This window comes from Leptolyngbya sp. FACHB-671 (assembly GCF_014695745.1).
GTDB lineage: Bacteria > Cyanobacteriota > Cyanobacteriia > Elainellales > Elainellaceae > JAAUTN01.
In genome coordinates this window covers 23,985-37,063 of record NZ_JACJOV010000052.1, presented here as the reverse complement: position 1 = coordinate 37,063, position 13,079 = coordinate 23,985, and the positions used below count along the sequence as shown (strand labels likewise).

Genomic DNA, 13,079 nt, shown 5'->3' with positions numbered 1-13,079 from the left:
TCCAGCTTAGTAAATGTCATCGCAATCGCTGTTTGATGCACTCATACTGGAACTGTAGCGAGCATAGCTCAACTTAACCACCCCCTATCCCTAGTGCCGCTGCGTAAGTCCTGGTACAGATGCTAGAGCCGTAGTAGCGCAGCAAATCTAAAGCGTTGGGTTTCGCTCTGCTCCACCCAACCTACAGATAGCAGAACCGTAGGTTGGGTGAAGCGCAGCAGAACCCAACATCTCAAGCTTGGTATGCCAGTGGGTTGGGTGAAGTGCAGCGGAACCCAACACCTTAAACTTCCCTACAAGGGATTTCTGCTACTTCTTCAGGCTCTCTAAGCCGTTTGAGGAAGCACACAGGGGGCGCAGCGCTTCAGTGTATCCAGAAAGGCAAACACGCCCGGTGGATGCAGCGCCTCTGCTAAGGTTGCAACACCAATAATCCGCTCCAGAGGAACGGGCAGGCTATAGGTTTTAATCCCCAATGGCAGTGGTTCAGCTGCAAGGCGTGGCAATATAGTCACCCCCAAACCTTGCATCACCATGCTGACAATCGTTGAATCTTCAGAAACCACATAAGCAGGCTTCAGCGATCGCCCAAGCTTAGCGCAATGTCGGTAAATCATACCCCCACAGCTTTCCGTTTCGGGATGCAAAATCAGTGGGTAAGAGGTTAGCTTTTCCCAGGTTAACGACCCGTCAGGTAGGTCTAACTTAGGCGACACCAACACGATATATTCGTCGCGCAACATCTCCCACGTTTCAAATTCTTTAGAAGTAGGCATATACGTAAAGCCAAGGTCAGCAACCCCTTCACGTATCGCTTGATCGACTCCCGAAAAGTCTTGATGCTCGGTGATTGAGATGGCGATCGCCGGATAGTCTTGATGAAACTGAGCAATCATGCCCGGCAGAATGTGCGTCGCTACACTGCGAAACGAAGCAATGCGAACCTGCCCACCCCGCAACCCCTTAGACAGATTTGCCTCTTTGCTAATCTGCTCTAGCGTTTGCATCACCTGGCGGGCATATTGAATGATCTGCTGACCAACAGGAGTCAGGTTTGCGCCATGACGACCGCGCGATAGCAGCACCACGCCTAGCTCTGACTCCAAGGTGGCGATCGCATGACTCACGGCAGACTGAGAGACATCTAGATACAGGGCTGCCCCACTAAAATTTCCGTGATCGGCGACTGCAATCAAAGCGCGTAACTGAGACAGCTTAATTCCATCACGACTGACATCTCTCATCAGAAACCATCCTGGACGCAATGTAGCAATACTACCTGACGCGGTTGTGAAGCGTGGGTTAAGCCAACGCCCTACAAGACAGCCACTTTAACGCTCAAACTTTCGTATGAATTTTATTCATGGATGTCATGCAGTGCGTCTTTTGTTTCTTCCTAAGAAAACTCCTAGATTAGATCGTAAGAACAGAATCTAGACAAACACCACAGGATCACTCATCAAAGCTCTGTAACTGGGAAGAAAGAATATGAGAAGCTACGCAAATTTTAACAGTAGAGAAATAAGCCAGTCAACAAGCAATTTGATTTCTAAAAGTGCGCTGACTAAATCCAAAGCTCAGTCAGCTTTAAAGTATATTTGGAAGCATCTGCTCAATGCGCTATCTGGCAATTCTGAAGTGCAGATTCAGCAAGTTCATGATCGCTCTGGTAAAGCTTACTGGAAGATTTACGATCCAGCTACAGGCTACTACAGTAGCCTGTCTTCAGAAACCGAAGTAAGAATCTGGCTGGAACAGCGCTATTCCTTGTAAACCCCATTTACGTTATTTAGAGCTATTGAATAGGGATAGAGAAAGGAAATAGCCTGTTACGCTATTCTCTTCAATGAAATTGACTCAACCAACCTAATTTTTGAGCCCGTTAAACTTATGAAAACGGACTTAATTGGCATGACCGGCATTAGGAAAGCTTGCTTGTTATACCGCATTTTAAATAGAAATCAAGCACCACTTTTGCAGGAAGTAAACGATACTTTTCCTAACTGTTCATCCGATTGGATGAATCACTTGGAGGACGGCAATCGCTCCTCAATCACTTATTCTGATAGCACCACACATTTACGGAGCGTTGTATGTTGTCCCTTTTTGCCTACGGGTTGACCTATGGTCAGGCGGAGGCTGTCTCAGAGATCACACGATCAGAGCCATCTAGTTCTCGTACTGCTACACGAACCCCTGAACCTATGAATCAGGGACTCAAGCAAGATCTAGAGTCGAACTCAACCTACCTCAACGAGCAGATTCTAGAACTTCAGCAAAACTACTATTTAGAGCGCCGAGAATTCCTCTAAACCGCTAACGTCTGCAAAATCGTGTTGTCTGCACTGCAGGCAACACGATTTCCATTTATAGAACTACTACGGATGGAGGAGGACACCCCATGGCGCGGGGTCCTCCTCCATCCGTAGCCCTAATTTTTGAAATCGGTGTAGTAGCGCAGCAAATCTAAAGCGTTGGGTTTCGCTCTGCTCCACCCAACCTACAGCTAGCAGAACCGTAGGTTGGGTGAAGCGCAGCGGAACCCAACATTTCAAGCTTGACGCGCTAGTAGTATCGGTTCTCTTTAAAGCGGGTCTGTTGAAGCGTGCTTCAACAGACTGGTTTCACATAAAATCGGCACAACGTCCTGTCAATAGATTCGATAACGAATCAATTGCTTAATCGCATCACGAGGCAGATGCAATTCTTCGATGAGCAAATCTTCTACCTGAGCAAATTCAATGGCTGGGAGATCAAGCTCCAATTCTCTCAGAATCGAGTCAGTGGTTCTAACCGTTACTTCCGTCACGTCCGCTCGCCGATCAATTTCTGCATCGATCGCCACAATCTTCACGGAAAAGGAAAGCTGCACTTCAGGCTGTTCATCCGTTTGAAGCTGAGCTGTCGTTTCATAAGCACCAGAGGTGACACGGGTTGTCACCCAATCAGTACCCACCCAAAATAGCAACCCGACCAAGATAAAAGGCAGCCAGAGCCACATCTTTGCTCTACCCCAAAGTTTTCGCCAGCGAAATTTAGACATGGCAGGCTCAAAAGTATTTACAGCAAGCTCGGTAGGGTGCAAAAGTCGGAGAACTAACCGACAATACAGCAATCTCAATTGGGTACGCTTCTCACGACCCACCCTGACAACTGATTTGGGACTGCTATATGAGAATTCTACTCGTCGAGGATGATGTCGAACAGCTAGAACCCCTTCGCACCATCCTTGCCAAATCAGGTCATATCGTCGATGGCGTGGAAGATGGCGCTGTGGCTCAGCAACTCATTCAAGACAAGGAGTATGACCTGCTGATTTTAGATTGGCTGCTACCGAACGTCAGCGGGGTGAGCCTTTGTCAGGAATATCGGCAGGCTGGCAAAATGGCACCCGTTTTGATCCTCACCGCAAAAGACGCAGTTGCCGATAAAGTGACGGGTCTAGATGTAGGAGCAGATGACTATCTGGTTAAACCCGTAAATGCAATGGAACTGCTAGCAAGGGTTCGAGCATTAGGACGGCGATCGCCCTTGTTACAGGGAGACACCCTGACGCTACAAGATCTCTGTTTGCATCTCACCACGTTAATCCTAGAGCGACAAGATACCAAGGTTTCTCTCTCTGGACGTGAGTTTCATTTGATGGAATATTTGATGCGCCATCCCCAGCAAGTGCTGAGTCGAGATCAGATCGAGCAATCGCTGTGGGAATGGGATGCCTTGCCCGAAAGCAAAGCCGTCGCCACGTTGGTGCATCGAGTGCGGCAGCGTCTCCAGGCAGTAGGCGCAGAGGATTGGTTGCAAACAGTCTATGGCATGGGCTATCGCCTTGCTCCACCAGAGTGATGCTTTAAGGCGCGATCGCCCCATTCTGTAAACTCTGTGTAACCTTTGTCCTTCAAGTTAGAGATTGATTTAGAAGTTCAGTCAGAACTTAGGATTGCAATTCTCGTGGGGCGATCGCGCGTCCCGATCGCTGATGCAAAGGGTGCTTTTATAACTCAACGCGCTGATGTTTAACCGTAGCCGTCAAGATCTAGCTCGTTGGTTCACCCTTTCAATGGGAAGCATTCTGGTTCTCTTTGCTGGAATCCTCTATTTCCTGGAAGCAAAAGAACAGATGCGATCGTTTGACCAGAACCTATACGACATTTGCCAGTACATGGCAGCGGCAGTTGAGGATGGCAACTTTCAAAACCGAAGACGCATCGACCTGGAGGATGTGCCAGTCCTGGGAGGAGATGTTTTACCGCTAAATACAAACCTGGTTTTTGTTCGCTGGTACAGCCCTGAAAGAGAATTGATTCAGTTCTTTGGAGATATCCCACCGAGCCAACTCCAAAGTGAATCAGGATTTCAAACTATCGTTGAAAGCAGTTCTACTGCTTCAAGCACAGCCACACCTCCAGAGGAACCGCTTCAATTCGACGGTTTCCTTTCAGAGAGCCGTTCTGCTGAAACTTTGGCTAACGCTGGAACAGTTCGACTGCGGCAGCTCACCCTTCCGGTCTATCAGGACGGTGTATTAATCGGTTATCTCCAGGTTGCTGTGCCTCTTACACCGGTTGATGAGTCACTGGGGCGACTTCGGTGGTTATTGGTATTTGGCGTGCCGATTGCGCTAGGGGCGATCGCCCAAACAGGATGGGTTTTAGGCGGGTTGGCAATGCAACCGATCCGGCAATCTTATGATCAGCTTCAGCGCTTTACCGCCGACGCTTCCCACGAATTGCGTGCGCCGTTAGCCGCAATCATCAATAACGCTCAAGCTGGGCTGATGGACCTGACCGACCCTCAAGAGCAACAGTTGCGGTTAGAAAAAATCATTAGTCGAGCAGAATCAATGGCAGCGCTGGTAAGCCAACTGCTGTTCTTAGCTCGAAATGAAGCACAACTGAAACCCGATTCTTTAAGAACGGTAGACTTAACCCGCTTACTGCGATCGCTTACTGCAGAATACACTCCCCAGGCAGCAGCAAAAGAATTGCAGCTGATTTGTGAACTGCCAGAACAACTGCTGATGTTGAGAGCAGAGTTAGCCTTACTGCGGCAAGCCATCACCAATCTGCTCACCAATGCGTTGCAATACACGCCCGCTGGGGGAACCGTAACGCTCAGCGCCATTCAACAAACTCAGCAAATTGTGATTCGAGTCCAAGATACTGGCGTGGGCATCTCAGCCGAAGATTTGCCCCAAGTTTTTGAACGCTTTTATCGGGTAGATCAGGTGCGATCGCGCCATACAGGTGGCTTTGGGTTAGGGCTGGCGATCGTGCAACAAATCATTCACGCCCATCAAGGAAAAATTACCGCTACCAGCAAAATTGGCGAAGGAACCACCTTCCAAATCGAATTACCCCTAAATCAGACCTCTTGAAAACCTCCTGTAAACTTTGCGTCGCACACTGAAAGATAGCAAGTCTGAAGGGTTTCACAACTGATTCAGGGCTGCTACAGAAGCAAACGTTAACAATGGGGTCAAGTCATGAAAGTTACTACTCTTTTAGGCATTGGTTTTGCGGCGATCGCCGCATCTGCTGTTCCTGCCTTGGTTTTGGCGCAAACCCAACCTGAACCTACGCGCCGAGTCAGCAGTACCGACATCGCAGGTGAAATTGTTGCCATTGACGATGGCGATTTCTTGCTCAATACCACTGAAGGTCAAGTCCTGGTAGATGCTGACGATCGCGCAGTCCGGCGAGCTAATTTCACCGTCGGAGAACAGCTCACTGTTACTGGACGCTACGATGACGACTCCTTTGAAGCCTACTCCGTCACCCGCGAAAACGGTGAAGTCGTTTTTGTGTGGGACTAAAGCAAACTACAAAACAGTAGAGTCCAAAACTGATAACAGCGAGTTGACAACATCTCCCCAGAAGACCTGTTCCCTGCCTAGGTGGGCAATATATCTAGTAGCCAAAAGCGTTGATGCGTCAGTCAACCCATTAACGCTTTTGACGTCTCCTTAATACCTTGAGTAGAACGCTATGTTTGCCAAATCGTCCTCTCAAACCCGGCATCTAGATCTGAAGGGCGCTGATCTCATTTGCGCCAGCTTAAGTGGAGCTAACCTGAGCAATGCTAACTTCAAGGGCGCTGACCTGAGCGGTGCAAACCTCAATGCAGCTAACTTGAGTGCCGCAGAACTGACAAACACATCCCTGATGGAGACTCGCTTGGCTCAGGCAAACCTAAACAACGCTTCTCTCTGCAACGCCAATCTCAGATTCGCTGATTTAAGGAACGCAAACCTGAGTCACGCTGATTTAAGCAAAGCCCACCTTTGTCACACCAATCTGAAGGGCGCTAATTTGCAAAATGCAAATCTGACTGGCGCTTTTTTACGGGGAGCGAACCTGGAAGGGGTAGATTTGTCTACAGTTTGCCTCTGCAAAACGGTGATGCCCGATGGTCAGATTGAAAACCGAGACTGCACAGAAATAGAAACCCTGTAGGCTTAGAAAATTTCACCGCTTCTGAGCCGTCGCAAGAGCCAGTCAAATCGGGCTTCGGCGATCGCCACATTATCTGAAACCTTCGGTTCCAGACCATTTGCACCACCTTCTACCTGTGACTTATCCCGGTTGTAACCCAACTGCTGAACCGTCCCGCGCAGCCGATTGGAGAGCAAAATCGCCAGTGCGCGATAAAACCGGGAACCAAACCCTACATCCTGATATAGCTTTTGCGCTAGCTCCGCCCGCGGAATCGATAAAACCAACGCTTCATCAACTGCCTGAACCGTTGCAGAAGGTGGGTTGTCGTCGATGAAAGACATTTCACCCACCACATCCCCACTCGATAGCTTAGCGATTTCTTTTCCGCCCAGTGCTTCTGTTGAAACGGCTAAAGTGCCATCCAACAGCACATATAACGCATTAACAGCCTGTCCTTCACGGATGAGTACAGTGCCAGCAGAAATTTCTTCTCTGTTGCCTGTTCCTACTAACCAATCAATATCGTCATCACTCAACTCACCCAGAATAAATAGGACTTTCTTCATGATCCGTCTGTATCTCCGAGATTGTGCCATGCAGGATAGGTATTGCAGTCTCCTGAAGCACCCTGATAAGGAGATCTCACTCGTCGCCTAAGCGCAATGCAGTCCTAAGTAGACCGTTTGCCTGATTAAAGAATCTATCTTTTTATACCAATAATATTGACTTACCGTCCGGCTCAAACCGCTGTAATACCAATTCTCTTTAAGGCTCCAAAAGGTGCAGCTTTATAGAGCAACGGTATGAAAACCTTTCCCGCTCCCTTCTGCTTAAGTCTTTCAGCGTCAATAGACTGCTTCAGAAAAAGAGAATGTGCAACTTACCCAAAGATACAAATTTTGTTTACATTCAGTTTCTATTGTCCTCTCTAAAGATAGACTACATGTTTTGCAAAACTTCGTTACATTTCTAAATAAGACGGCGTTAGAAACTTGGAGATTTAGCAATGCAAGATAATCAAAGCACTCAAAACTACTACGAAGGACAAGCTCAACGGAAGTACGGCGAATTTGCAACAAAATTTCAGTTCGGTTCTAACCCCAGCGCTGAAATCTGGAACGGGCGATTGGCGATGATTGGTTTTCTAGCAGCGTTGCTCGTTGAGTTGACCACTGGTCAAAGCTTCCTTCGCTGGCTTGGGTTGATGTAATCCTAAGCTCAAACCTGAAAACAAAATAGTTTGCAAATCTACGTTGGGGCTTGGTAATGTCAAGCCCCAACGTAGATTTGATTTGCTGCAAACTTTGCCTTACCCGTTCTCTTTAGAGAAATCTTGAAGAAGAAGCTCAAAAGATTTTCTCCATGCGGCGGAAGTCTCGCTCTATTTCTGACCAGAGAGAACGGTTGTGAGGATCGGTGCGCAGCGCTTTTTTTAAGTAAATCCTGGCTTTGTCTAATTCCTTCTGGTCAATCAGGTAACGACCCCAACGCTGATAGGTAATTGCCTGCCACTGACGCACTTCAGGATCTTTAGGAATCCGTTGGGCTAAACCTTCGACTAGGGCGATCGCTCGGGGAAAGCGATGATATTTCAACAACTGCTGCAACTGCTCATAAGAACTTTGCTTCAGCAATTGCTCTGCCTCAGTCAAGGCCGGATTGCGTTGAATTCTAGGAGCCTTGCGAGTAACCTTAACCTCAACGGGTGAAGCAACTGGCGGTACCTCAGTCACGCCTACCTTACCAGCAGCAGGGGCCGGTATAGAGGGTTCACCTGACTCAGTTTCTCTATCAGGTGGAACCTGACTCATCAGAAACTTATAAGCATCAGTGAGTTGAATGAACTTTTCCTTTGCCTGCTGCTGATTACCAGGATTCACATCAGGATGGTATTGTCGCGCCAAACGTCGGTAGGACGCTTTAATTTCATCACAAGATGCGCCAGTTCGCAGTCCTAATAATCGGTAGCAATCTGCAAGGTTCATTGATAAGAAATGGCAGAATTTCAGTCAATTCTGCCACTAAGAAAGGTAAATTAACGGTTTAGATGCAAAATCACGCATAGAATAGCAGGATTTTTGCCTAAGGTGCCCGATCTTCAATTACCCGATCAATTAGCCCGTATTCTTTTGCTTCGTGGGCAGACATAAAGAAGTCTCGATCCATGTCTTTTTCGATCTTCTCTAGGGTCTGTCCGGTATTGCTAGCGTAGATGTCATTCAACTGTCTGCGAATGCGAATGATTTCTCGCGCTTCGATTTCGATGTCAGTTGCTTGCCCTCGCGTTCCACCAGATGGTTGGTGAATCATGATCCGAGAGTGGGGCAATGCTAAGCGCTTACCTTTAGTTCCAGCGGCAAGTAGGAAAGAACCCATTGAAGCAGCCAGACCCACGCAAATCGTCACGACATCTGACTTGATGTGCTGCATGGTGTCATAGATAGCCATCCCTGCTGTGACCATGCCACCAGGAGAGTTGATGTAGAGAACGATGTCCTTACCTGGGTCTTCAGAGTCCAGGTAAAGCATGACAGCGATAATTTGGTTGGCGATTTCGTCGTCAACATCTTTACCTAAAAAGATGATTCGTTCACGGTAAAGACGATTGTAAATATCGATCCATTGAGTATATTGCTCCCCCGGTAAGCGGTAAGGAACTTTAGGAACACCAATTGGCATAGAAGGCTCCGTGATGAGAAGGGGGTTAAAAGCGGACTTTGATAAAGCTACAGGGGCTTAAATTCATACTCCTGTGCTCCACTGAGAATGCGGCTATTGCTTTAAGCGCCGTCCTAGATCACGCCTGCTGGTAAAGGTCTTGGCAAATCAGCAGAAGATTCTAAAACGCGATCAATCAAGCCATACTCTTTAGCGGCTTCGGGCGACAGATAGAAGAGGCGATCCATGTCTTTACCAATTTTTTCGGCAGTTTGTCCCGTATTGCGCGACAGGATATCGAGCATTGTTGATTTGTTTGCCAAAACTTCCTTAGCCCGAATTTGAATGTCAGTTGCCTGACCTCTGGCGTAGCTCTTGGGCTGATGTAAAACAATCGTGGCATTGGGAAGACTGGCACGGCAGCCTTTTGTACCCGCAGACAGCAGCATGGCTGCCATTCCCATCGCTGAGCCGAGGCAGATGGTGTGAACAGGAGGCTTGATGTAGCTCATCGTGTCGCAAATGGCAAAGGCTTCGGTTTCAAAGCCGACCGGTTCGCCGTTGTAATGAGAAGTGCCAGTCGAGTTGATATAAATCTTAATCGGCTTCTCTGGATCTTCGTACTGCAAATAAAGCAGTTCAGCGATAATCAGCTCAGTTACGGCTGGCACCAAGGGCATCCCCAAGTAAACGATACGTTCCTTGAGCAGAAGGGATGGCAAATCTGGAGGGGGTGTCCGGTAAAAAGCGTCTCCGTAGTAAGGAGATTGGACAGCCTGAATCGGTAAGTTCATAGCCTGCGATCGCCTGAAAAGGTGGCATTGTTTCTAACATAGTAGCGTGACCTGGAAAGCAATAGGGGTAGCCAACCTGTTCAGTCGGATTAGGGATATCCGAAAATTGAATATGAATTAGGATAATGTACCCTTGCTGTTCCGAAACACCTGCCGATTGGATTGAAGTTATTTGATTGTGTTGAAGTTATTCGTTTTGCCCGTACCTAGGAGCTTCGTGTCATGAGAGTTGGTCTGCAAGCTGCGCTGAATGATGCCAATTTGGATGCTGCTCAGTCCAGCAGCCAACGGCAACTGGCGATCTCGATTTCGGCGATCGCTGAGTCGGCAGGTAGAAGTGCCCCGCTAAATCTGTGCTTGGTTCTAGACCACAGCGGTTCCATGCACGGTCGCCCCCTGGAAACGGTGAAGCAAGCCGCTCACCGAATTGTTGATAGTTTGTCACCCGGCGATCGCATTGCAGTAGTGGTGTTTGACCACAAAGCCAAAGTGCTGGTGCCCAATCAGGTAATCGACAACCCAGCCGGGATCAAGGTGGAGATTAACAAGCTCAAAGCCAGCGGCGGAACAGCGATCGACGAAGGCATGAGGCTAGGGGTTGAGGAACTGGCAAAAGGCAAGAAAGACACTATCTCTCAAGCATTTTTACTGACTGACGGCGAGAACGAGCACGGCGACAACGATCGCTGCTTGAAACTAGCCCAACTGGCAGCAGGCTACAACCTCACCCTCAGCACATTAGGCTTTGGAGATCACTGGAACCAGGACGTTTTGGAACGGATCGCGGATGCAGGCGGTGGAACGCTATCTTACATTCAGCAACCCGAAGAAGCAGTCAATGAGTTTAGCCGCTTATTTAACCGAATTCAGTCCGTCGGTTTGACCAACGCTCATCTCATGCTGTCACTCACGCCAAACATTCGTCTGGCAGAGCTAAAGCCACTCGCCCAAGTCGTTCCCGACACAATCGAGCTATCGGTCATCCAGGAAGCAAATCAGGCGATCGTGCGTCTTGGCGACCTGATGGTGGATGCTCCTAGAGTCGTGCTGGCGAACCTCTATGCCAGTCAGCTTCCCGAAGGGCGACACCCGATCGCCTATCTGCAAATTCGCTATGACGATCCAGCACAGGGACAGGAAGGGCTATTGTCTGAAAAGATCCCAGTTGAGGCAAATGTTCTCAGCGCCTTCCAGCCAGACCTCAATCCTCAGGTGCAGCAGCATGTGTTAGCTCTGGCGAAATATCGGCAAACCCAAATTGCCGAATCAAAACTGCTCCAGGGCGATCGCGTTGGAGCCGCCACAATGCTCCAATCTGCTGCCAAAACTGCCCTACAAATGGGCGACCAAAATGCCGCCACTGTTCTACAAGACAATGCAACTCGATTGCAGTCTGGAGAAGAACTGTCAGAGAGCGATCGCAAGAAGACTCGGATTGTTTCTAAGACGGTATTGCAGTAGTGGAAGGAGCTAGGGACTAGGGGCTAGGGGTAGAAGTCTCGTGCGAGGCTTTGCCTCTTGTACCTCACACAGGGCAGAGTTTCGCTAAGAGTATCTCCAAATCGAACCTGGAGATAAAGGGTATTCCTCAAACGTAGAGATGAGGTCAAATTTCTAATCCCTAGCCCCCAATCCCCAGCCTCTAGCCCCTTTTCTTCACAGCTTTCCAGGTGCCACCGTAAGTGTAATAGGGATTGTTGTGGCTGACTGTAGGGAAGCAGCGATCGCAAACAAAAAGCCAGTCTCCAGACTCATCGATCTGCACCCGGTAGAGAACTGGTGCAAGTTGAGTGCAGCGATCGCACGGCTTAATCCGTTGACGCATCAAGCAACTACAGTTGCTTCAGGACGGGCAAAAATCATTCGCCCAGCAGAAGTTTGCAATGCTCCGGTGACAATCACGCAAAGCTCATCTCCTATGTAAGGATTGCCATCTTCTACAACAACCATCGTGCCGTCGTTGAGATAGCCTACACCTTGAGTAGGCTCCTTGCCCGATTTGACAATCTTGATATCGATCGTGTCACCAGGTAGATAAGCCGGACGAATTGCCTGCGCCAAATCGTTGATATTCAAAACAACAACTTTTTGTAAACTAGCAACCTTGTTCAAGTTGTAGTCGTTGGTCAACAGCGTTCCGTTAATTTCTTGAGCCAGTCGCACCAGCTTTGCATCAACGGTAGGTACATCTTCGTAGTCTGCTGGATGAATCAAAATCCGCTCTGGGAAGTTTTCCTGCATCCGGTTGAGAATGTCTAACCCGCGCCGTCCGCGTACCCGCTTCTGGTCGTTAGACGCATCCGCAACCTGCTGAAGCTCTTGCAGAACAAATTGCGGCACCAGGATTTGACCTTCCAGGAAACCTGTGCCCAGCAGATCTTCAATCCGCCCGTCAATGATGCAGCTTGTGTCCAGCACTTTGGTAGTAGAAGGCTTCAAGGTTCCTTCTGCTAACAGCATGGTCTCTACACTGTGTGGATTAATCAGCCGTAGCAGTGCCCGTCCATGAGTATCGGCAAGACTTATTCCTGAAAAGGCAAACATGACACTGCCCAGTACAGCCGCCAAAGGTTTGATGAAGGCAAACTCAATCGGAATGGGGAGCAAAAAGATTGGTGCCAGCAGCAGGTTTGCAACCAGTAAACCCAGTACCAAGCCGACTGAACGACTGAGCAACACGTCCACAGGCATTTCCCGAACTTGCCGCTCTAAACGGCGGTAGCCCGTTTGAGCAGTTAGCCCAACTGCAAAGCCAATTAAAGCGCCAAAGCCTGCCGTGACTAAACTCAAACCTTCCAGGCTAGTGACCTGTTCGAGTGTGTTGTTTGGCAGCAGTTCAACGCCATAAAAGCCGATCCCCGCCCCTGCTAGTATGAATGAAAAGATAATAATTGCGTCGAGCATAATTCAATCCAATTGAATGAATGGATGGATTGCAGTCTGACCAAGCTCTGATGACATCAGGTGAATCATTAGATTCCGATTACATCAAGTAAATACCAAGCTGAGTTCTAAGCTGATCAAACTTTTTCTGGCAGGGCGCAAGCAGCGCTAGAACTGAGCTTAGTAAGTACTTTTCCAGCCTTCATTATATCCTTCAGCGGGTAATGCAGTTTTTGACACTTCTACCCAGAAAACTGGCTAAATTAGGGCGGTTAAGCCGAACTATAGGCAACAAAGCGACTCAATT

The 13,079-nt window shown here is 48.5% G+C and carries 17 protein-coding genes; 9 read left to right on the top strand and 8 right to left on the bottom strand.

All coding sequences use genetic code 11. From position 1 onward, the window contains the following. Positions 1-326 precede the first annotated feature (326 nt). Positions 327-1,244, bottom strand: a complete 918-nt coding sequence (locus H6F93_RS05110; protein WP_190679580.1) for a LysR family transcriptional regulator — start codon at positions 1,242-1,244, stop codon at positions 327-329. A gap of 298 nt (positions 1,245-1,542) precedes the next feature. On the opposite strand from H6F93_RS05110, the gene H6F93_RS05105 reads away from it, so the two are divergent. Then, on the top strand, positions 1,543-1,773 hold the full coding sequence (locus tag H6F93_RS05105; RefSeq protein ID WP_190679579.1) for a hypothetical protein: 231 nt from the start codon (positions 1,543-1,545) through the stop codon (positions 1,771-1,773). A 320-nt stretch (positions 1,774-2,093) separates the two neighbouring features. After that, entirely contained in the window at positions 2,094-2,312 is a 219-nt protein-coding gene (locus tag H6F93_RS05100) for a hypothetical protein (protein WP_190679578.1), read from the top strand. A gap of 338 nt (positions 2,313-2,650) precedes the next feature. Here H6F93_RS05100 and H6F93_RS05095 read toward each other — a convergent pair whose 3' ends face one another. Then, complete coding sequence (locus H6F93_RS05095) at positions 2,651-3,043, bottom strand: hypothetical protein (protein WP_190679577.1); 393 nt, start codon at positions 3,041-3,043, stop codon at positions 2,651-2,653. Between the two features lie 128 nt (positions 3,044-3,171). On the opposite strand from H6F93_RS05095, the gene rppA reads away from it, so the two are divergent. From rppA to H6F93_RS05075, 5 genes are all read left to right on the top strand, one after another. Beyond that, positions 3,172-3,846: a two-component system response regulator RppA gene (rppA, locus tag H6F93_RS05090; RefSeq protein ID WP_190679576.1), complete on the top strand. Its 675-nt coding sequence runs from the start codon at positions 3,172-3,174 to the stop codon at positions 3,844-3,846. A gap of 45 nt (positions 3,847-3,891) precedes the next feature. After that, positions 3,892-4,020 (top strand): hypothetical protein, encoded by a 129-nt coding sequence (locus H6F93_RS34535; RefSeq protein ID WP_277882825.1) that lies wholly within the window; start codon positions 3,892-3,894, stop codon positions 4,018-4,020. Then, positions 4,013-5,377: a sensor histidine kinase gene (locus H6F93_RS05085; protein WP_190679575.1), complete on the top strand. Its 1,365-nt coding sequence runs from the start codon at positions 4,013-4,015 to the stop codon at positions 5,375-5,377. The genes H6F93_RS34535 and H6F93_RS05085 overlap by 8 nt, the downstream gene beginning before the upstream one ends. A gap of 108 nt (positions 5,378-5,485) precedes the next feature. After that, positions 5,486-5,815, top strand: a complete 330-nt coding sequence (locus tag H6F93_RS05080) for a hypothetical protein (protein WP_190679574.1) — start codon at positions 5,486-5,488, stop codon at positions 5,813-5,815. A gap of 172 nt (positions 5,816-5,987) precedes the next feature. Beyond that, a complete protein-coding gene (locus tag H6F93_RS05075; protein ID WP_190679573.1) occupies positions 5,988-6,455 on the top strand; it encodes a pentapeptide repeat-containing protein in 468 nt (155 codons plus the stop codon). A gap of 2 nt (positions 6,456-6,457) precedes the next feature. Here the strand turns inward: H6F93_RS05075 and H6F93_RS05070 are convergent, their stop codons facing one another. Further along, entirely contained in the window at positions 6,458-7,003 is a 546-nt protein-coding gene (locus H6F93_RS05070; RefSeq protein WP_190645034.1) for a cyclic nucleotide-binding domain-containing protein, read from the bottom strand. A gap of 440 nt (positions 7,004-7,443) precedes the next feature. Between H6F93_RS05070 and H6F93_RS05065 the strand changes: the two genes are divergently transcribed. Continuing rightward, complete coding sequence (locus H6F93_RS05065; protein WP_190645035.1) at positions 7,444-7,647, top strand: CAB/ELIP/HLIP family chlorophyll-binding protein; 204 nt, start codon at positions 7,444-7,446, stop codon at positions 7,645-7,647. 136 nt (positions 7,648-7,783) lie between these two features. Here H6F93_RS05065 and H6F93_RS05060 read toward each other — a convergent pair whose 3' ends face one another. The 3 genes from H6F93_RS05060 to H6F93_RS05050 form a co-directional block, all read right to left on the bottom strand. Beyond that, positions 7,784-8,422 carry a J domain-containing protein gene (locus H6F93_RS05060; protein WP_190679572.1) on the bottom strand — a complete coding sequence of 213 codons (639 nt, stop codon included), beginning with the start codon at positions 8,420-8,422 and terminating at the stop codon, positions 7,784-7,786. 97 nt (positions 8,423-8,519) lie between these two features. After that, on the bottom strand, positions 8,520-9,116 hold the full coding sequence (locus H6F93_RS05055) for an ATP-dependent Clp protease proteolytic subunit (protein ID WP_199313491.1): 597 nt from the start codon (positions 9,114-9,116) through the stop codon (positions 8,520-8,522). 113 nt (positions 9,117-9,229) lie between these two features. Continuing rightward, positions 9,230-9,889, bottom strand: a complete 660-nt coding sequence (locus tag H6F93_RS05050; RefSeq protein WP_190645037.1) for an ATP-dependent Clp protease proteolytic subunit — start codon at positions 9,887-9,889, stop codon at positions 9,230-9,232. Positions 9,890-10,111: 222 nt separating this feature from the next. On the opposite strand from H6F93_RS05050, the gene H6F93_RS05045 reads away from it, so the two are divergent. Beyond that, positions 10,112-11,350, top strand: coding sequence for a vWA domain-containing protein (locus tag H6F93_RS05045; RefSeq protein ID WP_190645038.1), 1,239 nt, complete (start codon positions 10,112-10,114; stop codon positions 11,348-11,350). Positions 11,351-11,531: 181 nt separating this feature from the next. On the opposite strand, the gene H6F93_RS05040 is transcribed toward H6F93_RS05045, so the two are convergent. Continuing rightward, entirely contained in the window at positions 11,532-11,714 is a 183-nt protein-coding gene (locus tag H6F93_RS05040) for a DUF8622 domain-containing protein (protein ID WP_190679571.1), read from the bottom strand. Next, positions 11,714-12,793 (bottom strand): PIN/TRAM domain-containing protein, encoded by a 1,080-nt coding sequence (locus H6F93_RS05035; protein ID WP_190679570.1) that lies wholly within the window; start codon positions 12,791-12,793, stop codon positions 11,714-11,716. Before H6F93_RS05035 ends, H6F93_RS05040 begins: the two co-directional genes overlap by 1 nt. Positions 12,794-13,079 lie beyond the last annotated feature (286 nt).

Bases quoted from the DNA above. Each gene is read 5' to 3' on its own strand.
- H6F93_RS05110 (WP_190679580.1), bottom strand. From the start codon at position 1,244: ATGAGAGATGTCAGTCGTGATGGAATTAAGCTGTCTCAGTTACGCGCT.
- H6F93_RS05100 (WP_190679578.1), top strand. From the start codon at position 2,094: ATGTTGTCCCTTTTTGCCTACGGGTTGACCTATGGTCAGGCGGAGGCT.
- H6F93_RS05095 (WP_190679577.1), bottom strand. From the start codon at position 3,043: ATGTCTAAATTTCGCTGGCGAAAACTTTGGGGTAGAGCAAAGATGTGG.
- rppA (WP_190679576.1), top strand. From the start codon at position 3,172: ATGAGAATTCTACTCGTCGAGGATGATGTCGAACAGCTAGAACCCCTT.
- H6F93_RS05085 (WP_190679575.1), top strand. From the start codon at position 4,013: ATGTTTAACCGTAGCCGTCAAGATCTAGCTCGTTGGTTCACCCTTTCA.
- H6F93_RS05080 (WP_190679574.1), top strand. From the start codon at position 5,486: ATGAAAGTTACTACTCTTTTAGGCATTGGTTTTGCGGCGATCGCCGCA.
- H6F93_RS05075 (WP_190679573.1), top strand. From the start codon at position 5,988: ATGTTTGCCAAATCGTCCTCTCAAACCCGGCATCTAGATCTGAAGGGC.
- H6F93_RS05070 (WP_190645034.1), bottom strand. From the start codon at position 7,003: ATGAAGAAAGTCCTATTTATTCTGGGTGAGTTGAGTGATGACGATATT.
- H6F93_RS05065 (WP_190645035.1), top strand. From the start codon at position 7,444: ATGCAAGATAATCAAAGCACTCAAAACTACTACGAAGGACAAGCTCAA.
- H6F93_RS05060 (WP_190679572.1), bottom strand. From the start codon at position 8,422: ATGAACCTTGCAGATTGCTACCGATTATTAGGACTGCGAACTGGCGCA.
- H6F93_RS05055 (WP_199313491.1), bottom strand. From the start codon at position 9,116: ATGCCAATTGGTGTTCCTAAAGTTCCTTACCGCTTACCGGGGGAGCAA.
- H6F93_RS05050 (WP_190645037.1), bottom strand. From the start codon at position 9,889: ATGAACTTACCGATTCAGGCTGTCCAATCTCCTTACTACGGAGACGCT.
- H6F93_RS05045 (WP_190645038.1), top strand. From the start codon at position 10,112: ATGAGAGTTGGTCTGCAAGCTGCGCTGAATGATGCCAATTTGGATGCT.
- H6F93_RS05040 (WP_190679571.1), bottom strand. From the start codon at position 11,714: ATGCGTCAACGGATTAAGCCGTGCGATCGCTGCACTCAACTTGCACCA.
- H6F93_RS05035 (WP_190679570.1), bottom strand. From the start codon at position 12,793: ATGCTCGACGCAATTATTATCTTTTCATTCATACTAGCAGGGGCGGGG.